Below are 19,599 nucleotides of genomic sequence, written 5' to 3'. Positions count from 1 at the left end.
CTCAGCCGATCAGTAAGGCCCCCGGATATGCGGGAGCACCCGCTCCCGGTAGAAGCCTGCCAGCCGCTGCCGTTCTTCCTCCGAATAGCCGGGCGTATCCAGCGCCTTCAGGTTCTCCTCCACCTGGGTCCGGTTCTTGAAGCCGGGGATGATGCAGCTGACCTCAGGCGCTTCCAGAATCCAGCGCTGGGCGGCTCTTGCCATGCTGCCGCGCCCTTCGGCGATCCAGCGCAGCTCCTCCGACAGCTCCACGCCCTTCTCGAAGGGAAGGCCGGCGAAGGTCTCGCCTACGTTGAAGCTGTCCCCGTTCCGGTTGAAGCTCCGGTGGTCGTCCGCCGCGAAGGTGGAGGCCGCCGTGAACTTGCCCGTCAGAAGACCGCTGGCCAGCGGAAGCCGGACCAGGATTCCCACACCCCGCTCCCGCGCCAGCGGAAAAAGCTGCTCCAGCGGCTTCTGCCTGAAGAGGTTGAAGATGACCTGCAGCGCCTGCACGCCCGGCTGCTCCAAGCAGAGGAGCCCTTCCTCCACGGATTCCACGCTGACGCCGTAGGCCCGAATCTTGCCTTCCTCCTTCAAGCGGTCCAGCACGCCGAAGACACGGCCATCCCGCAGAATCTCGATGGGCGGGCAGTGAATCTGGTACAGGTCGATCCGCTCCCGGCCAAGCCGCTTCAGGCTGTCCTCGCAATAGGCCCGGACCGTTTCCTCCGAATACGTTCGGGGATCCCCGATATCGCCTCTGCGGCAAAACTTGGTGGCGATATGGATCCGGTCCTCTTTCCCCCTGGTGGCCTGGGACAGAAGCTTCTCGCTGTGCCCGTCGCCGTAAACGTCCGCCGTATCGAAGAAATTGACTCCGGCCTCCATGGCAGCCTCCAGCGACCGGAGGGATTCCGCATCATCCTTGTCTCCCCACGAGCCTCCAATAGCCCATGTGCCGAAGCTGATCTCGCTGACCTCCATGCCTGTGTTACCTAATGCCCGGTATCTCATGCTCCATCCTCCTTGATTGATTCGATTAATAGATCGTACGGCTGCCTGCATCCGGAATCCCGGACTTGCGGTAGAAGTAGGTATTGATCACATCCCGCCATTGGCAGGCGCTCTCCAGCTGCACGTCGAGGCGCTCCCTCACCTCGGAGAAGCGCTCCGCATCCACCTTGCCCTCCAGGGCCAGCCAGGCGCTTCTCCACTTCTCCACCAGCTCCACGCCCTCGAAGTGGGTGTCATAGATGTGCTGGATGACCGTTTTGCCCGACTTCAGCCGATGGGTGTACGGCACGTGATGGAAGAACAGCAGCAGCTCATCGGGGCAGGTCTCCAAGTCTTCATACACCGCTCCGACCTCCGGCGTGTACTGGCCGGTATACCCGGTTCCCGTCGCAACGGTCCGGTCCACTCCCATTCCCCGGCAGTCCGAGAAATGATAGGTTCCCCACTTGGAATACTCATACCCATCCACGTCAGGACCGTAGTGGTAATGGGGGGTCACCATCCAGCCCACGCCGAGCGGCGAGGTAAGCTTCTCATAGATGGGCCAGGATTCCATCAGGAAGCCCTTCACCGTATCCAATACCGCCGGCTCCGGGCCGAAGGTCAGCCGGGTCCATTCGTCTGCAATCTCCTCCGCCTCCAGCTCCGGATTCCAGATCAAGCGCCCGTACCCGTACAGGTTGGCTTGGGCCAGATGATGCCCCGTCCAGTTGGCGTCATCCCCGATATTCGAGACAGCGGCGAAGCCGCTGTACGCATAGGGATACACCTCTCCGGCAGCAATCCTCTTCACCGTGGAGCCTTCCCCGGCAAGCCGGGTGTCGAAATCCAGCACCTGCTTCCATTGCGGCACCAGATAGCATACGTGCTTCTGCTGGCCCGTATATTCCTGGGTGATCTGGAATTCCATCACCTGATTGGTGTGTGCCATCGCGCCGAAGAGAGGCGAGACCGGCTCCCGGACCTGGAAGTCCATAGGACCGTTCTTGATCTGGAGAATCACATTATCCTTGAACCGGCCGTCCAGCGGCTTGAAGTGGTCGTACGCGGCCCGCGCTCTGTCCGTCATCCGGTCCCGCCAATCCTGATGGCAATTGTACACGAAGCACCGCCAGAGAACGATTCCCCCGTACGGCTCCAGCGCTCCCGCCAGCATGTTGGCGCCGTCCGCATGGTCCCGGCCGTAGGTGAAGGGCCCCGGACGGTTCTCCGAATCCGCCTTGACGAGGAATCCGCCGAAGTCCGGCACGTACCGGTACACCTCCGCCGCTTTGGCCTGCCACCAGGAGCGGACCGACGGGTCCAGCGGATCCGCCGTGTCCGTGTCGCCCAGCTCCAGCGGGCCTGCATAGTTGACGCTCAGATACAGGCGGATGCCGTAATCCCGGAACACCGCCGCCACCCGAGCCACATCCGGCAGGTAAAGCTCCGTCAGGAGCAGCGTCTCGGTCCGGTGAACGTTCACATTATTGATGGAGATGCCGTTAATCCCGACGGAAGCCAGCAGCCGGGCATAATCGCGGATCCGCTGCGAGCCGGCAAGCACCTGCCCGTCCTTGTAGAAGATAGACCGCCCGGCATAGCCGCGCTCCACGCTGCCATCCATATTGTCCCATTGATTGATCATCCGCAGCCGATTGCGGGGGGCCTCCCGGATATCCAGCGTTTCCAGGCCGGCTCCCGTCCGGAGGAGGCGCAGGAAATGGAATGCCCCGTACAGCAGGCCGCTCTCCGATCCTCCCGCCAGAGCGATATAGTCGGGACCGCCGCTCTGTCCGCGGACCGTTAGGATCCGGTATCCTTCCGGAGGAAGCACCTCCGGCGTCTTCATGCCGAGGGCATCCGGCCCGAGCTCCGCCGTTTCCCCCAGCACGCCAATCACCAGCGCGGGGTTCGCGTCCAGCTCCCCAAGGATCTGCGGACGCCGTCCCAGGGATGCTTCGATGCCTTCCAGCAGCTCGGCGCAAGCCGTGCCTCCCGGCCCTTGGCGCCCCTCCAGGGACGTGACGAGCCGTCCCAAATAATGCCCGTACCGGGCCGTTGCCGGCTGCTCCGCCGGAATCCTATATCCCAGCCAAGCCTGGTAGCCTTTGTTCTTCATGATCATCTGCCTCCTGTTAGCCACTTTTTAACGATGGGACAGCTTAATCCTTCATACCGCCGACCGTCATCCCTTGCACAAATTAATTCCGATCCTTACCATATGCCCGCTACACGGTCCTTCACGACCTTGGTCACCGTAGATTCGTACGCTTTTTTATCCAGCTTGCCCAGCTCCGCCGCGTACTGGGTCCAGATGGCTTCGAATTCGGAGGGCTTGGACAGGACGAGCTTCGGAAAGTATTTCATCTGAAGGTCATCGGATTTCTGGGTGAAGATCTGCTCCGGGGTCCCTTGCCCCAGATTGATGGACCAGGCCGGGTACCACTTCCGCTCGTCAGGCTTGGCGAACATCTCCGTCCAGGTACTTGCCCCGTATGTCTCCAGCACTTTCTTATCCCCCTCGGTATAGCCCATGGCCGCCACTTCCGGCTGGTTGCCCACCGCATAGGCGTTGCCGTCCTTGAGCAGGGAATAGTTGCCGTACCGCGGCCAGTTGTAGTTGAAGTACTGGAAGCCGAAGGAGCGCTTGAAGTCCGTATCGTCCTGCTTGCGCTTCTGCTCGGGGGTCAGATAGTAACGGCCCTTCTCGTTCACCGAATAGGTCTCGCCCTTGATGCCCCACTGCACCAGAATCTGGTTCTCCTCCTTCAGCAGGTTATCCCAGTACTTGATAATGCGGACGGGGTCCTTCGCCCGAACGGAGATGCCGATTCCACGGTTGTTGACGAAGGCGGGCGGATCGACGTATTGGTCCTTGATGTCCCGGTTGAAAACGATGGGCAGCGGCGCGTAGCGCTTCTCATCGATGCCGGCCTTCTTCAGAAAGTTGGTGGCTTCCCCGACCTGCCAGGCATAGTTGAAGTAGCCCAGCACCCGGCCGGAGGTCAGCTTGGCTAAGTATTGATCCTTGTTCATGACGAAGGACTCCGGGTCGAACAAGCCTTCTGCGTTGATCTCATTCAGCTTCTTGAGCCAATTCTTCTGGTTGTCCGTACCGGCCACGATCTTGGCCTCTAAGGTCTTCAAATCGACGGTGACGCCCCCGTCATTCGGGTAGCCGGCCAGATGGGCCGCCGGATTCTGAAGCGTGTACAAGGTGTCCTTGGAGCCAGCGAAGGAGACGAAGCCGATGGTGTCCTTGCCGTTGACCTGCGGATACTTCTCCTTGTAGCGCTTGATCAGATCGAAGTATTCGTCCACGGTCTTGATCTTGGGGTAATTGAATTCTTTCAGTACGGAGCGCTGAATCCAGAATGCGCCCTGGCTGATGTTCGGGTCGTTGATATACCCTTGATTGGCGCTGTAGGGCAGGAAGTAGTGCTTGCCGTCCTTGGCTTTGAACTTATCCATATAAGGTCCGTATACCCGCTTGATGTTGGGACCGTATTTCTCGATCAGGTCGTCCAGCGCGATGAAGGCTCCTGCATCCAGCAGCTTGTCGATCTGGCTCTCTGGCACGATGACGTCCGGGTAATCGCCGGAGGCGATCATCACTCCCGCCTTCGTGTTGTTGTCGCCGACCAGAAATTCCATCCTCCAATCCACACCGGTCTGCTTCTGCAGCTCCTTGCCGATGACGGTGTTGCTGGCGATGACGTCCTTCTCCGCCCCGAAGCCGAAATAAGTGAACGTAACGGGCTTCAGGTCGTCCGCGGCTTGGGACAAGCCTGACTCCGCTCCCTTATCGGCATTGCTTCCTCCGCATCCCGCCGCCGCAACGGACAGTGCCGCCGCCAAGCCGAAGACAGCGATTCTCTTCTTCACCATCTCTTTGCTTCCCCTTTCGAGAGTGTTGGGATTGTCTGTAAGCACTTTCAGTATAGCAGGAAAACGTTTACCTAGTGGATACGGAAACTTTAGGATCTACTTTGAAAACCATAGGTAAGAGAAAAAACGCGTCGGCATGCAATTAACCTGCATCTTCGCGCGTCCTCCCCCCTTATTCTTATATATTCTTGCCAACCAAAGGCATCCGGATCCTGACTTCCGTTCCCTCTCCCCAGATGCTTGCGATCCGGAACTCGAAGGAGTCGCCGAAGCACATCAGGAGACGGGTATAAGCATTCTTCATCCCTACATGCTCGCCCATGGTGTCGTCACCCTTCAAGTAGCTGACGACCTCCTCCAGCTTCTCCGGGGTCATGCCGGCTCCGTTGTCGCTTAACCGGAACAGAAGGCTGTCTTCCTCCGCCTGAATGGAGATTCGGATCGTTCCCTTGCCGGGCGAAGATTCCACCCCATGAATGCTGGCATTCTCCACATAGGGAATCAAGGTCATCTTGGGAATCCGGTATTGGCGCACCTCATCATCGGCCTCCAGCATGTACTCCAGCTTATCACCGAAGCGGTACTTCTGAATCTCCAGGAAGCATATGATCAGCTCCAGCTCCTCCTGTACGGTCACCCAATCCCGGCTCCAGGATATGGATTTCCGGAACATCTTAGCCATATTCTGGATAATTTTCGCTGTCTCATACTCCCCCTTGATCTGACTCCGCATCCGGATCGTCTCCAGTGCGTTGAAGAGAAAGTGGGGGTTGATCTGGCTGTGGAGCGCATGCAGCTGGGCCTCCTGCTGCCGGAGCTCCAGATCCTTCTTCTGGATGTCGGCGATGTAGACGTCATGGATCAGGCTTTTGATCTGAAGGGTCATGCGGTTGAATTCCTCCGTCAATTGGCCGATCTCATCCGTATATTCCGCATGGGGGATCGGCTCGAAGCTCTGGTTCTTCACCTTCTTCATGTGCTTCAGGATCCGGACCAGCCGGACATGAATGGATCGGGACATGGAAGCCAGGAACACGGTGGGCACGACGAAGTTGGCCAAGGCCAGATAGATGACGAACATCCTCGATTTCATGACCTCCTCCAGCATGACCCGCTCATCCATGACGCCCCGGATGGACCAATTATTCAGGTAGTTGGAATTGGCATAGTCCAGCTTGAAGGGAATGGACTTCTTGGGAAGCTTCAGGTCCGCATAGGCCACGTTGCCTGCTTGCCACCCCGAGGCATTGTCGTTGCTCAACTGGATGATCCCGTCCGGTCCCGTAAAATACAGCTCTCCGGCAAAGCTGGAGTTCTCGAAGGTATGGCGGAGCGTGTTCATGTTCAGATCCAGCTTCACCAGCCGGGAGCCCCTAGTGATATTCCCCGGGGAATTGTCCAGCCGCTGTACGAGGCTGAATTCCCCCCGATTGGCGATCAGCATCGGATAGGGAAGCTTGTTCTTCGAGTACTCCTTGTACCAATAGGTGTTCCGGACCTCCTCGGTGATCAGCTGGACATTGCCCGAAGCCATCACCGTCGGATTCTCCGTATAGATCTCCAGCCATTTCACCGTCTGGCTGGCCTGTGTATACCGGGCGAAGATGTTCCGCAAATATTCGTTGTACGCTTCAATATATTCATAGGTACTGCCGAAATCCCGGTCCAGCACCTCGTTCAGCTCCAGATCGGTGTAGTAATTGTACGAGATGCCCACCGCACCGTCTATGATGGACTGAAGCTCTCTATGCAGCTTTTCCATCTGGATGGTGGCATCATGGATCTTCTGGTTGCGGATGTTGGACATCGTGACCGAATAGAAGAACACGTTCGTCAGCACGATGGGAATGAAGACGGAGACCGCATACATCAAGAGCAGCTTGTTCCGGAGCCGGATGTTATTCAGATGAAGTCTTCGCACGGGCGCACCTTCTTCTCTTGTCTTCTTCTGTCACCGTCTATCAGGACCGACCCAGCAGCTTGTTCCGGTATTCCGTCGGTGTGACCTGCTCCAGCTTCTCGAACTGGGTGACGAAATAATCCGCATTCTGAAAACCGACCTTCTCCGCAATTTCGTACATTCTCATGTCCGTCTGGCGGAGAAGCTTCTTCGCTTCCTGGACCCTAAGATGCAGCAGGAAATCGTTGAAGTACACCCCGTAGGTTTTGCGAAAAAGCTGGCCCAAATATACCGGGTTCATATAAAATTGGGCGGCGATGCTCTTCAGGCTGATGTTCTCGGTATAGTGGGTTTCGATATATTTCTTGATCTTCTCGATGCCGCCCTTACTCTGCTCCTTGCGGAGCTGGGCAATGCGGTCCGCCGCTTCGGCAATGAAGCCGCCCGCCATCTCCTTCAGCTCCTTCAGGGTAACGGGCTGGCTCTGCGCTTCCTGAAGCTCCCTGACGACGGGAGCATTCTCCTCGCTTCCGTCCATGGCCCGAATCACCTTCAGCACCGCCATGACGCAGCGGTTCAGGGAGCTGAAGACGGCGGAGGGCGTGAACCGGCTGGACTTGAAGTGCCGGAAGATGGATTCCAGCGCTTCCTCGTAGCCCCGCTTGTTATTCTCCTCCACCCGCTCCAGCACCTTGTCGACCAGCTCCTGCTCCACGTCGTACGGATGAAGCGGCTTGCTGTGGACTGACTCCCATCGGATGACGGCCGAGCCTTCCTCGGCGAACCGGTGCTGAAGCGCCTGCTGCGCCGCATCGTGGCTCATCTTCACCTGCGTCAGATGGAAAACCGTCTGTCCTGCATAGAGCGTGACCGGGGTCTCCAAGGCCCGAACCAGGGCGGATCGGACCGAGCTCCAGAACTGCTCCCCCTCCCGGCCGTCCGTCTTGATCTCGGGAGCAGGGTTCAAGAGGAAGCCGAAGCGGCCATGCTGCAGCTCCTGCAGCGGAGCATCACCGCCCAACTCCATATATCCGGACAGGGCATGGGCGGCCTTCCGGTACAACGCCTCCCCGGATTCCGATGCCGGAGGCTTGGCCGAACGCTCCGCAATGACGTACACAAACCGGGAATCCGCTCTGCAGGGAAGCGCCGATGCATACTCCCCGGCCTCCTCCGCGCCGATCTCACCCGTGATCAAGCCCTCCAGGATGCTGTCCGGCATGGACTTGTCCTTCCCCCGCCTGGCCCATCTCTTACTGCCCAGACTCTTGGCCAGCTTCCGCAGGGTCGACGCCAGCTCGACTTCGTCGATGGGCTTCAGCACGTAATCGTGGACCCCGTACCGGATGGCTTGCTGAGCATATTTGAAATCATGGTAACCGCTTACGATAATGAAGGACGGATCGTGAACCGTCTCCTCCGATACGCGCTTGATCAGCTCCAGACCGTCCAGGACCGGCATGCGGATATCCGTAATCACCAAGTCCGGGTCAATGTCCCGGATCAGCTGAAGAGCCTCTTCCCCATTCTCTGCTTCTCCGGCTACCGAGTAGCCCAGCGATTCCCAATCCATAAGGCTTCGAAGACCTTGCCGCACGAACATCTCGTCATCCACCAGCATGACCTTATACATCGGCACTCTCCTCCCTGCGAACACCTAAATTATAGCTCCGATTCGCCGGGAAGCAAATAGATTTCCCGCTCCGCTAGAGAGGTGTCCTCTCCAAACAGGAAGAACCGCCTCCGGGCTGCGGAAGCGGTTCGAATCGTGCAGGCTTACACTTAATAACCCAGCAAGCTCTTCGTTTTGTTGAAGATATCGTTCGACATCTTGATGTAGCGGGAAGCGCCGAGGGTTTCGGTCTGGGCGACATAAGCATTCCAATCGTTCTGGATGCTGGCTTGGCCGGTAACGAACTTCAGGGTCATGGTATCCACATAATCCATCAGCGGCTTGGAGATCAGAGTCATCTGCTCGCTTTCGGTCGGGTTACCCATAATCGGCGGGGCTAGGGTTCTCGGCTTCCGCGTATTCAGAATCCGGTTCAGATAGTCCTTCTCGCCTTCCGTCATCTTGGACATTCTCAGCTTGTTCGTACCGCCGTAAGCGAAGTTGCCGCCGCCGAAGCCATAGTCTACGTTCAATTTCTTCGTTGCAGTCGGGTTCATGCCGTTAAATTGGATGTCCGGCTTCAGGGTGATGGTGCCGCTGGCGTCCTTCGTATAGGTCTCGCCCTCCACACCCCACAGACTGAAGGTTTGGCCTTCATCGGAATACCAGAGCCAGTCTACGAAACGCAGCATTTGGATGAATTTGTCCTTGCCCAGCTTCTTCAGCGCGTTCTGGCTGATCATGACCCCGTTCTCCAGACGGCTGGTCTCGATCTGCAGCAAGCCCTTCGGACCGCCCGGCTGCACCACCATGTACAGCTCGGCATTCGGAACCTGCATCTTGGTCTTGGAGTCGGCCAGAATCTGATAGTTGGCGTTCATCACCAGCGAGTCGCCCTTATAGAACTTGGATTGGGCGGTCTTGTCGTCCTGGGTGAACGATTCCGGATCCATCAGCCCCTCCTTCACCAGCTTGTTCAGGAAGGTCACATACTCCTTGAAGTCGTTGGTGGAGTTGGCGAATTCGAACTGCTTCGTCTGCTCATTGAAGCGAGTTCCGTTGGCCAGTCCCCATCCGCCAGTTACGCCATACGCTACGGCAGCGATGCTCAGCGTGGATTTCCCCATGAATTCATCGGAGATCACATATTTGGCGCCGGTGGCTTCCTTAACCTTCTTCAGCGCTTGATAGAATTCTTCATAGGTCCACTTGCCCTCCAACGCTTTGACGTCGACTCCGGCCTTGTCGAAGACGTCCTTGCGGATCATATAGGAATAGCCAGCGCCGGCTCCTTCCCACATGCCGGGCAGTACATAATATTTGCCGTCCGACTTCAGCTTCTGCTTCAAGTCCTTATCCATGCCCCAATCCTTGATGGCCTTCTGGAAGTTCGGCATATACTGCACCCAATCGCTGATGGCCACGATCTGTCCGCCAGCTACGTAAGCGGATTCATCATAGGTCTTGGGAATGATGAACGGAGCGTCGCCGCTGTTGACGAGCAGGGATTTTTTGTTCTCGTATTCCGAAGAGGCAATGACGTTAACGTCTAACGATACGTTGGTCTTCTCGGCCAACGCCGTCCAGATCCTCCAGTCCTTCTTGAACGGGTAGGTCGGCTGATCGCTGAACATCATGGAGTAGGTTACCGGTTCATTGGAACGGAAGCTCTTGCCCTCTCCGAAGGTGTAGCCCAGGTTAGCTCCGGCGCTTGCTGCTGGAGACGTGCTGGGAGACGTGCTGCTGGACGATTCGTTCTTGTCGCTTGTACATGCCGTCGTCCCGAAAGCCATGGCTGCTGCCAATACGACCCCTACTGCTTTGGAGGCTCTTTTCATTCAGTACCGCCCTTTCAACTATATATTTTTTGGGGTATATAACGGAAGGGCGGGTGGCCCTTCCGGCTATATCGGACACCTTAGCCTTTGACGGCTCCAATCATCATGCCCTGTACGAAGTACTTCTGCACGAAGGGATAGATGCAGATGATCGGCAGGGAAGTCAGCACCATGGCGCAGGATTTGACGGTTGCGGCAATCTGGGCCGCCGTCTCGGTGTTGGCGCTGGCATCGGTATTGATCGTGCTGTCGATGATCTGGCGCAGGTACAGGGCGACAGGCCATTTTTCCTTCGCATCCAGGAAGAGAGACGGTCCGAACCAGTTGTTCCAGATGCCGACCATGCTGAACAGGACCATAGTGGCCAAGATCGGCTTCGACAGCGGAAGCACGATCCGGACGAAGATCCCGTAGATGCCGAGGCCGTCTACGGTCGCCGACTCCTCCAGCTCGTTGGGAAGGTTGGCGAAGAAGGTCTTTACGAGGATGACGTTGAAGGCGCTGATGGCCCCCGGAATGATGATCGCCCACATCGTGTCCCGCATGTGCAGCGTCTTGGCCACCAGCAGATAGTTGGGGATCAGTCCGCCGCCGAAGTACATGGTGAACAGCACGAAGGGAATGAAGAATTTATTCAGACGCAGCCGGTCCTTCGACAGCGGATAGGACATGACGGCCGTAGCGCCGACGGAGATGATGGTGCCCAGGACGGAATACAGGATGGTATTGCCGTAGTAACGGAAGAAATCCGGCTTGCTCAGAATGACCCGATACGTCTTATCTGTAAAATCCACGGGGAAGATACTGACCTTCCCTGCATATACGGCTGCTTCCGAGCTGAACGATTGGGCGACCAGATACAAGAAGGGGTATAGGGTCGCAACGACGACAAGCGTCATGATCAGGCCGTTAATAATATGAAAGGTGCGACTGCCGAGCGATGCATTCAAGGGAGCTCCTCCTTTTTACCACAGGCTGGATTTGGTCGTCTTCTTGGAAATGTAGTTGGCTGACGTAACCAGAATGAGTGCGATCACGCCTTCAAACAAGCCGACTGCCGTTGCATAGCTGAAGTTGCCTCCCGCTCCGGTGCCGCCGCCAAGACCCATCCGGTATACATAGGTCGAGATGACGTCTGCCGTTTCATAGGTCAACGGGTTGTACAGAAGCAGGATCTTCTCGAAGTTCGAGCCCATCAAGCCGCCGATATCGAGAATCAGGAGCGTCATAACCGTAGGCAGAATCCCCGGAATCGTGACGTGCCAGATGAGCCGGAAGCGGTTCGCCCCGTCCGTCTTGGCCGCATCGTACAGCTCGGGATTAATGCCGGTCATCGCAGCCAGATAGAGGATCGTGCCCCAGCCCAGCCCTTGCCAGATGCCGGATGCCACATAGATGGTCGGAAACCACTGCGGCAGGGAGATGAACGAAATCTTCTCCATGCCCAGTTGGGCGAGCAGCATGTTGACCGGCCCGTTAAGCGAAAGCAGCTCCTTGACCATCCCCGCTACGATAACCATGGAGATAAAGTGCGGCAGATACGAGACGGTCTGAACGAATTTCTTCACCCGGAGCCGGCGGATTTCATTCAGCAGCAGCGCGAAGCCCAGCGTTAACGGAAACCGGATTATCAGGTATGTGATGCTTAAGGTCAAGTTGTTCGTGAACGCCCGCCAGAAGGTGGGGTCCTGCATGAACATCCGGAAGTACTGCAGTCCGACCCATTCCTCCCCAAGGAAGTTCGGGCCTCCTCTGTATCTGCGGAATGCAATGATGTTGCCGATCATGGGCGCATACTTGAATACGAGAAAGTACAATACGGGAATGACCAAAAAGGAGTACATCTTCCACTCCTTCCGGACATGCTTGAGAAGGGAGGTTTTGACGAGCCCCTTGTGGCGGGCCGTGTCTATTGCTGCCTTCGTTTCAATCGCTTCCATATCTCCACCGCTTTCCTCTAAATATAGTCTCTCTTCTGAATCGTTCCCCCTGCCCGATGCTCTTGCATCAATCTGCCCACTCATGATATGTATGCGCTGTCAGAAAGCGAATACAACCCGGTGCAGCCAGCTTCCGTTCTTTTCCTTTCCTCCCACATCATCATCTGCCTGTGTGGATTATGATAATATAGTTCCCATTCGCACAGTACCCGAGAAAGTAAAGTTCACACTAGAAAATGTATAGGTTTTCCTGATAGCGCTTACCATGGGCTCCAGCGCACATCGAACGTGACGAAAGGACCTATAATTCCTAAGGAAACATCTATAATTTCTGAATTGCGGACGGGCGCGAAGGCTTGTTATCCTAGAAAAGTATGCGTTTACATTTCGGGAGGGGAGCGAGTCGCATGGAACACGGGGGAGCCTTTTTTACCGGCACATACCGGAACGTATTCCTGGAGTACGGCTATCCGGAAAAGGAGATCGAGGCAAAGGTCCAATCCGCCTGGGAGGAGATGTTCTTCGGCAGCGAGGCCGTCCGGATCTATCATCCGGCCGGGGAGGATATGGGCTATATGGTGGATACGGGCAATATGGATGTCCGCACCGAAGGGATGTCCTACGGCATGATGATGGCCGTTCAGATGGGGGACAAGGATATATTCGACCGGCTGTGGAAGTGGACCCATACCTATATGTATATGACTTCGGGCACCCATGCCGGCTACTTCGCCTGGTCCTGCAACCTGGACGGAACCAAGCGCGCCTACGGACCGGCACCCGACGGGGAGGAATATTTCGCCATGACCCTCCTCTTCGCCTCCCACCGCTGGGGCGACGGACCGGAGCCCTTCAACTATTCAGAACAGGCGAGAGAGCTCCTCTTCCGCTGCATTCATAACGGGGAAAAGGGAACAGGCTTTCCCATGTGGAACCCGGAACACAAGCTGATCAAGTTCATACCGGACTGCGAATATTCCGATCCCTCCTACCATCTGCCACATTTCTACGAGCTCTTCGCCTTATGGGCGAAGGAGGAGGACCGGGGCTTCTGGAAGGAGGCGGCGGCGGCCAGCCGGAGGTACCTCCAGCTCTCCTGTCATCCGGTAACCGGCCTTGCTCCCGAATACGCCCACTATGACGGAACCCCCAACAACGACAGGGGCTTCGGCCACTTCTTCAGCGACTCCTACCGGGTCGCCGCCAACGTGGGGCTTGATTCAGCGTGGTTCGGCGCGGATGAATGGCGGCGTGAGGAGGCTGACCGGATCCAGGCCTTCTTCGCCGGCAAGGACCCGGCGGATTACCGCCGGTATACCATCGCCGGAGAGCCCTTCGAGGAGAAGGCCCTCCACCCGGTGGGCTTGCTGGCCACCAACGCCATGGCGGCCTTGGCCACGGACGGTCCCAACGCGCGGGCGTCGGTGGACCTGTTGTGGCGTACGCCCCTTCGCACCGGCGCGCGGCGATACTACGACAACTGCCTTTACTTCTTCAGCCTGCTTGCCCTGAGCGGCAAGTACCGCATCTGGCACCCGGTGCAGGCGTAAGAGCAGGGGGCTTCAGGCCGCCTTAAGTCGGGGGCACCCCGCTGCCGCACGGCTTGCGGTAAGCGATAAGGCTTCAGGAAGCCTTAAACGGGTCACAGCCGTGACCTCACAGAATTTAAGGCGGCCTGAAGCCTTAAGCCGGGGGCACCCCGCCCCCGCTGCCACCCGAAGCCGCAACCCAAACAAAATCCCCTTCTGCCAGCTTAACAGCTGATGTCAGAAGGGGACTTTGTTTGAACTATGGCGGCATCCGCCGGCAATCTCATTACTCCTTCGCCGCCTTGTTCAGCGCTTCCTCATGCTTCTTGGCGAATTCCTCCGGAGACACGGCCTTGCCGAAGATGGCTTGTATCATGTTCAGATGGGTTTCGGCCGCTGTCGGCTTCATCTGAACGTCTGCAAACAGGGTGATGCTGCTGGCATTGTTCAGCTCATTCAAGAGGTCGATATACAGCTTCGGCAGCTGGACCCTGGAGGTGTCCACCTTGGTGGCCGGGATCACGCCGGCGTCCGTAACGGACACCTTGCCCCACTGCTCGACGAAATAGGCGACGAATTTCTTGGCCTCAGCCTTCACTTTGGAGTTCTCCGCCACGAAGAGGCCTACGCCCGGACCGCCGACCCAGCTGTTCTCATCGCCCTTGCCGCCGGTCACCGTCGGGAACTTGAAGAATCCGACGTTGTCCTTGAAGGCCTTCGGCACGTCCGGATTGGTCGTAAAGTTCGGCAGCTCCCAGGTACCCGTCAGGAACATGGCCGCTCTTTGATTCATGAACTCGGACTTGCCCTCGTCGTTGGAGAGACCGTTGAAGCCCTTGTTGAAGGCGTTCAGATCCACCAGATTGACGATCTCCTTGGCCGCCCGGATCAGGCTGGGCTCCTCGAAGGACGCGGAGCGGTCCACCGCCCGTTTCAGCGGCTCGTTGCCGCCGAAGCGGTTGGCCAAGTACATATACCAGAAGGAGCCGGTCCACCGGTCCTTATTGCCCAAAGCAATAGGAGCGACATTTTGTTGGGCGAGGGTCTTCACAATATACAGAAAGTCCTCGTAGGTCTTAGGCGCCTGCAGACCATACTTGGCGAAGATCGCTTTATTATAGTAGACGGGTGTGATGTTCAGCTCCACGGGGAACGCATAGGTTTGCCCGTCTATCGCATAGGCTTCTGTGGTTCCAGAGACGAACTTGTCCTTCTGGCTGCCGTTCTTCACGTCATCCAGGGAAGCGAACAGCCCGCCCCTCACATACGGCTCCAGGAAGCCGGCTGCCCAGGTCATGCCCACGTCGGGGAGCTGGTTGGAAGCCGACAGCACCTTTAGCTTGCTCTTGTATTGCTCGTTCTCGAGAATTTCCTGCTTCACCGTCACGTTGGGATTGGCCTTCTGATATTCGTCGATGATCTGGTTGACGATGGCGTTCTGCTGCTTGGAGCTGGCTGCCGGCCACAGATGCATGAAGTTGATCGTCACCTTCTCCGCCTTGGGGGCGGTCGCCGCCGATAAGGCCGCGTCTTTCTTGCCGCCGGTCGGGCTGCAGCCCGCCAATGCAGCGGCAATCAGCAGGGTGAAGGCCATCCGTCCTGTACGAGCTTTGTTCGCCACATGCACGTCCCCCTAGCCTGATTCGAAGCAGGCGCGTAAGCGCTTACTCGGTCTCGTTTCCATCATAGCATACCCTTCGGACTCCCAAAAGGCAGCGGTGATTGGGGAAAGGTCACCTATTTTTGGAATCTGCCCCCATCTTGCGGAATTGGCTCGGACTCATGCCGGCATATTCCTTGAAGACCTTGATAAAGTATTTGCCGTTCCCGTACCCGACCTGCTCGGAGATGTCCTGAACGGAGAGCGGCGTGGCCAGCAGCAGCTCCTTCGCCTTCTGCAGCTTGCGGCGTGTGACGTATTCGCTGAAGGTAAGCCCCGTCTGCTCCTTGAACAGGAAGCTGAAGTAGCTGGCGTTCAAGTGGACGTGCTCCGATACCTCCCGCATGCCCAAGCTGGTCCCAAGATGGTCCTCCACATAGCGCTTGGCCTTCTGAACCGCCTCGCTGACCCGGGCATCCTCCCCGTCCAGCTCCAACAGCCGCCGGTCCACCACCTTCTCCATGGTGCTCTGCCTCTCCCGGCTCCGCTCCAGCTCCAGCGCCTGCTTCACGGCCTCCACCAGCTTGCGTTTCTCCAGCGGCTTCAACAGATATTGAACCACTCCGAGGCGGATGGCATGCTCCGCATAATCGAAAACCGCGTGGCCGGATATGACGATCACCACCGGCCGATACCCCCGGCTGCGCTGCTCCTCAACCATAGACAGACCCGTAATCTCCGGCATCCGGATGTCGGTGATGAGCAGATGGACCTGCTGCCGCTCCATGATGGCCATGGCCTCCGCCGCACTGGCCGCAGTCAGAACTTGCAGCTCCCCGGACCATTCGGCCTCCAGGGTCTTGCGGACTCCCTCCCGGGTCCTGGGCTCGTCATCGACGATCAATACGGTCCGTTCCGTTGCCATACTCCGTCTCTCCCCCTGTTAGTGGAATCTCAAATCGGACGGTCGTGCCCTGCCCCGGTTGGCTGGTGATGGCCAGGCCCGCTGCCGTCTCCCCGTAGGTCAGCTCCAGCCTCCGCTTGACGTTCCGGATGCCGACCCCGGTCCCTCTGGAAGGAGAAGCGGCATCCCTTGGCCGAGAGGCCGTTTCTTCTTTATCTAAGGCATTCTGCAGCTCCCGAAGCTCCCGCTCCTCCATCCCCGCCCCATCGTCGCCGACGGTGACCGACAACCGGTCACCGTCACCCATGGGCAGAATCCGGACCCGGATGGTGCCTCCCTCTACCCGGCCTTCGATACCATGGACGATGGCATTCTCCACCAGGGGCTGGATGAGCAGCTTGGGCACGGGCACGGCGGCACAGGCCTCCGGGCATTCGATGGACCAGACCAGCCGCAGCCCAAGCCGCATCTTCATGATCTGGAGATACCGCTCGATATGCTCCAGCTCCTCTTGAAGCGTCACCCACTCCCGCCGTTCGGGACTGCTGATGACATACCGGAAGATATGGGACATGGCGATGACCAGATCCGCCAGCTCCTCCTCTCCCTTCTCCGACAAGGACCAATAGAAGGCCTCCAGCGTATTGTACAGAAAATGGGGGTTGATCTGGGCCTGTAGCGCCTTCAGCTCCGTCCGGCTCCGGACCAGCTCCTTCTCATAGACCAGCCGGATCAGTTCATTAATGTTGTCCACCATCTGGTTGTAGGTGTTGTTCAGCTCCCGGAGCTCCAACGTGCGTGAATCCGAGAGATGAGGCTTCAGGACGCCGTCCCGGGCTCCACGCATGGTCTTGATCAGCCGAAGGATCGGCCTGGTTATCAGTCCCGATAGCCAGTAGGAGAGGAACAGGAACAGTACGAACCCGATGGCGCCGGAGACCAGGATGGCGGTGCGGAGCACGGAGATCCCCTTGGTCACTTCCCGTAGAGGCGTCAGGATCAAGAGCGTCCAGCCGGTTTCTACGGACTTATGGCGGACGGCCATATATTCCCCGTCCTGCAGCAGCACCGTCGGACCCGAGGATTGGAGGAGTCCCGGCGGCAGGCCGGGACCGGGCAGGTCGGAGGTGATGGGGATGCCCTCTGGATCCGTCAGGATCATGGTCTCCAGCCCCTGGCCGTCCGCATCCATGGCTTCCCGGAGATGGAAGGTGCTCCGGTCCATGCTGATCAGGAGGTATCCGCCGGAAGAGAACCACCGGTCCACCAAGCTGATCCGGCGCAAGGCCAGAACGCTGTCCGGTTCACGTGGATCCAATCCCAGCCAGAGCAGACGTCCCTTCTGCTCCTCCGCCTTGCGAATCCACTGAACCTCGACCCGGCCATCCAGACTCAGCTCGTCCAGCGGGAACAATCGCCGATAATCGGCCGTATAGAGCTCGATCCGGTTGATGCCCTTGGAATAGGTCTGGTACCGGCTCACCGTCCGGGCAAGGCTCTGCCTCTCCGTGAAGCCGGGAGGACGGCTGTTCAGATGGTCCAAGAGCAGCTCCTGGACGTAGCTGTCCGTCATGATCTGGGCGGTCAGGGTGTCCATCTGGCCGATTACCGCATCCAGCCGGCCACCCGCTTGAACCGCTGTCTGCTGGATGTGCTTGGCAGCGCTCGCTTTCAACAAACCTGACACGCTATGGTACATATTGATTCCGAAGATGAATAGCACGGCCGCCATCACCAGGATGAACCCGAATAGGATCTGGTTGCGGAGCGTGTTAAAGGGCCTGAGCCGGGAAAGCATGGACGGGGCCTCCTTCATGAGCGTTGCTGCGATTCAGCCGCCTGAGACTGTGCTTCGCCGTGGGGACTGGACATGGTGGGAGGAAGCGTGCTTGCCTACAGTGTAATCGATTGCATCCCGTTCTGCCAATGGGAACCTTCGCAAGCCGAACAGAAGAAGCCCCCGGCATCCACATCTGAAGTGGTGCCGGAGGCTTCCAGGCAGGTTCATGTCTTATTCCCGCCGGGCGGCCTCCCCGCCCGGATAGAGCGTGGAGCTGTAGAGCCGCTTCGGCTGTGGCAGTGGAGCTCCGGAAGCGGCGGCCGACAGGTCAAAGAATCGGCTCGCATAGATCGCCGCGCGGTCATCGGTATAGATGATCACCTGCTCCGTGCCGCTCCCGAACAGGTCCGCATGCACGGCATACCCTTCCGTCCGGAGCTCCGCCACGGCGTTCAGATGGCCGTCGTACAAGGTCGGATAGACCCCCCCGCCCCGGCGGAAGGCCAGGATGTAGTCAGGCGAGCCCTCGCTCCAGCCTGACAACGTATCGATGATGGTCAGCCAACCGTCCGTGGTGCGGTCTTCCTTCCACAGCTCCCGCCCTTCCGCATCCAGCAGGAACAGGGCGTCCTTTCCCTTCAGACCCTTGCCGTCGTCCTCCCGGACCAGCCGGTCGAGGCCGGCCACCTGCAGGCCCGGCAGCTCCGGCCGGAACCGTCCCAGAGCAATGTGCTGCGATTCCACAGAGCCGTCGTACCGCCACAGCTCCTTCCCGACGGCGTCATACATGACGGTGACGCTACCGCCGATTACCAGCTCCGGTGCTCCGTCCCCGTTCACGTCACCGATCCAGATGCAGTCGGCATGATCCTCCAGCTCCTTGCAGCTCCACAGCGGCCGGCCCTGATGGTCCAAGAGATCGTACCCCGCCATCACCTCGTCGAAGCCGTCTCCGTTCAGATCGTATACCCAAGGGAAATGTCCCGGGTTGCCTTCATGGGTCCACAGCAGGTTGAAGTCCCGGTCCATAGCCCACAAGCGGCGGTACCGGTCCTTCAGAATCAGGTCCGAGGCCCGCTCTCCCCCAGTCAGATTCGCGATGATGATGCAGTCGTGGGCCTCCGGATCCGGCAGGTCGCAGACCTTCTTCACCGAGCCGTCCTGTCCGTTCAGGATATGCAGCCGGCCGTCCATCACGCACAGGACCTCCAGCCGGCCGTCACCGTCGATATCATAGATCTGGGCCGGATAATCCGAGCCCTGGCTCCCCGCGCCCGGGTCCGGCCTGCCGGTCTGCCATAAGAGACGCCCCTGCAGGTCATAAGCCGTCAGACATTGAACCTGGTGGGGAATATAGCGGACGTCCTGCCGGTTGTCCGGCTGGACCAGCAGGATTTCCATCCGACCGTCGCCGTTCAGATCGCCGAGCAGCATTTTGCACCGGGGCCCTGCCGCCCGAATGTCCAGATCTGCAAGATGTACCACTTCTTCCGTTCTTCTGGTTCCCATATCGTGCCTCCCTCCGGTCTATCCCGGATGAGTCCGCCGGGGCGGCTAGCCGCCTTCCCCCGCGTCTGACTTCAGGATAGGGCTCAGCGGCTTCACGGGCAATCGGATTTTCTTGACGGTGCCG

General features: G+C 58.4%; 13 protein-coding genes. 1 reads left to right on the top strand and 12 read right to left on the bottom strand.

The annotated features are described in order from the left end of the window. Positions 1 to 9: 9 nt before the first annotated feature. The 8 genes from ACSEXW_RS10375 to ACSEXW_RS10340 all read right to left on the bottom strand — a co-directional run bounded on the left by ACSEXW_RS10375 (position 10) and on the right by ACSEXW_RS10340 (position 12,153). Positions 10 to 993, bottom strand: a complete 984-nt coding sequence (locus ACSEXW_RS10375) for an aldo/keto reductase (protein ID WP_438446060.1) — start codon at positions 991 to 993, stop codon at positions 10 to 12. Between the two features lie 25 nt (positions 994 to 1,018). Next, complete coding sequence (locus tag ACSEXW_RS10370; RefSeq protein ID WP_438446059.1) at positions 1,019 to 3,094, bottom strand: alpha-glucuronidase family glycosyl hydrolase; 2,076 nt, start codon at positions 3,092 to 3,094, stop codon at positions 1,019 to 1,021. Between the two features lie 95 nt (positions 3,095 to 3,189). Further along, on the bottom strand, positions 3,190 to 4,863 hold the full coding sequence (locus ACSEXW_RS10365) for an ABC transporter substrate-binding protein (protein WP_438446058.1): 1,674 nt from the start codon (positions 4,861 to 4,863) through the stop codon (positions 3,190 to 3,192). A 178-nt stretch (positions 4,864 to 5,041) separates the two neighbouring features. Further along, positions 5,042 to 6,784, bottom strand: coding sequence for a sensor histidine kinase (locus tag ACSEXW_RS10360; RefSeq protein ID WP_438446057.1), 1,743 nt, complete (start codon positions 6,782 to 6,784; stop codon positions 5,042 to 5,044). 40 nt (positions 6,785 to 6,824) lie between these two features. Next, a complete protein-coding gene (locus ACSEXW_RS10355; protein WP_438446056.1) occupies positions 6,825 to 8,396 on the bottom strand; it encodes a response regulator transcription factor in 1,572 nt (523 codons plus the stop codon). A 149-nt stretch (positions 8,397 to 8,545) separates the two neighbouring features. Continuing rightward, positions 8,546 to 10,213 (bottom strand): ABC transporter substrate-binding protein, encoded by a 1,668-nt coding sequence (locus tag ACSEXW_RS10350; protein ID WP_438446055.1) that lies wholly within the window; start codon positions 10,211 to 10,213, stop codon positions 8,546 to 8,548. 80 nt (positions 10,214 to 10,293) lie between these two features. Further along, positions 10,294 to 11,112 (bottom strand): carbohydrate ABC transporter permease, encoded by an 819-nt coding sequence (locus tag ACSEXW_RS10345; protein WP_438446131.1) that lies wholly within the window; start codon positions 11,110 to 11,112, stop codon positions 10,294 to 10,296. A 66-nt stretch (positions 11,113 to 11,178) separates the two neighbouring features. After that, positions 11,179 to 12,153 (bottom strand): ABC transporter permease, encoded by a 975-nt coding sequence (locus tag ACSEXW_RS10340; protein ID WP_438446054.1) that lies wholly within the window; start codon positions 12,151 to 12,153, stop codon positions 11,179 to 11,181. A gap of 407 nt (positions 12,154 to 12,560) precedes the next feature. Here ACSEXW_RS10340 and ACSEXW_RS10335 point away from each other — a divergent pair, with 407 nt between their 5' ends. Next, positions 12,561 to 13,703 carry a family 8 glycosyl hydrolase gene (locus ACSEXW_RS10335; RefSeq protein WP_438446053.1) on the top strand — a complete coding sequence of 381 codons (1,143 nt, stop codon included), beginning with the start codon at positions 12,561 to 12,563 and terminating at the stop codon, positions 13,701 to 13,703. Positions 13,704 to 13,968: 265 nt separating this feature from the next. Here ACSEXW_RS10335 and ACSEXW_RS10330 read toward each other — a convergent pair whose 3' ends face one another. From ACSEXW_RS10330 to ACSEXW_RS10315, 4 genes are all read right to left on the bottom strand, one after another. Then, positions 13,969 to 15,276, bottom strand: a complete 1,308-nt coding sequence (locus ACSEXW_RS10330) for an extracellular solute-binding protein (protein WP_438446130.1) — start codon at positions 15,274 to 15,276, stop codon at positions 13,969 to 13,971. A 139-nt stretch (positions 15,277 to 15,415) separates the two neighbouring features. Beyond that, positions 15,416 to 16,207 (bottom strand): response regulator transcription factor, encoded by a 792-nt coding sequence (locus ACSEXW_RS10325; RefSeq protein ID WP_438446052.1) that lies wholly within the window; start codon positions 16,205 to 16,207, stop codon positions 15,416 to 15,418. Beyond that, positions 16,173 to 17,984 carry a sensor histidine kinase gene (locus tag ACSEXW_RS10320; RefSeq protein WP_438446051.1) on the bottom strand — a complete coding sequence of 604 codons (1,812 nt, stop codon included), beginning with the start codon at positions 17,982 to 17,984 and terminating at the stop codon, positions 16,173 to 16,175. The genes ACSEXW_RS10325 and ACSEXW_RS10320 overlap by 35 nt, the downstream gene beginning before the upstream one ends. Positions 17,985 to 18,197: 213 nt before the next feature. Continuing rightward, on the bottom strand, positions 18,198 to 19,475 hold the full coding sequence (locus tag ACSEXW_RS10315; RefSeq protein WP_438446050.1) for a hypothetical protein: 1,278 nt from the start codon (positions 19,473 to 19,475) through the stop codon (positions 18,198 to 18,200). Positions 19,476 to 19,599 lie beyond the last annotated feature (124 nt).

Origin of the sequence: Oryzibacillus soli, from assembly GCF_051594765.1 — a bacterium.
Taxonomy (GTDB): Bacteria; Bacillota; Bacilli; order Paenibacillales; family NBRC-103111; genus Paenibacillus_AR.
This window is presented reverse-complemented; position numbering and strand designations above follow the sequence as displayed.